Source organism: Microtetraspora sp. AC03309 (assembly GCF_020826795.1).
GTDB lineage: Bacteria > Actinomycetota > Actinomycetes > Streptosporangiales > Streptosporangiaceae > Microtetraspora > Microtetraspora glauca.
Map to the genome: position 1 here is coordinate 1 of NZ_JADDIL010000638.1, position 385 is coordinate 385.

Below are 385 nucleotides of genomic sequence, written 5' to 3' on the forward strand. Positions count from 1 at the left end.
GTTACGCGGTGGCGGGCAAGCAACTGGTGCAGCGGGTGAAGACGTGGCTGCAGTTCCCGCAGTGGTTCTACAACAACCTGCCGGTCAACACGATGGTGGCGCCGCGGCTGACGCCGGGCGGGCTCGCCACCCAGTACTCGTCGGTCGGGCACTACGACATGACGCCGGACCAGGCCATGATCCTCACGCTTCCGGTGCCGGATGCGCCGTATCTGGGCTTCCAGCTCGGTAGCCTCTGGTACATCTCGCTGGACTACATCAACCACCAGACCTCGCTCAACGGCACTCAAGCGCAAGCTGATCCGGACGGCAAGATCCGCATCGTCGTCTCGGACGCCAATCCCGGCGTGACCAACTGGTGTGAGACGCTGGGCCACGGTAAGGG

1 pseudogene is annotated in these 385 nt (G+C 64.4%); it reads left to right on the plus strand.

The annotated features are described in order from the left end of the window. A pseudogene (locus IMZ11_RS44725) lies at positions 1-385 on the plus strand (hypothetical protein); the annotation flags it as partial.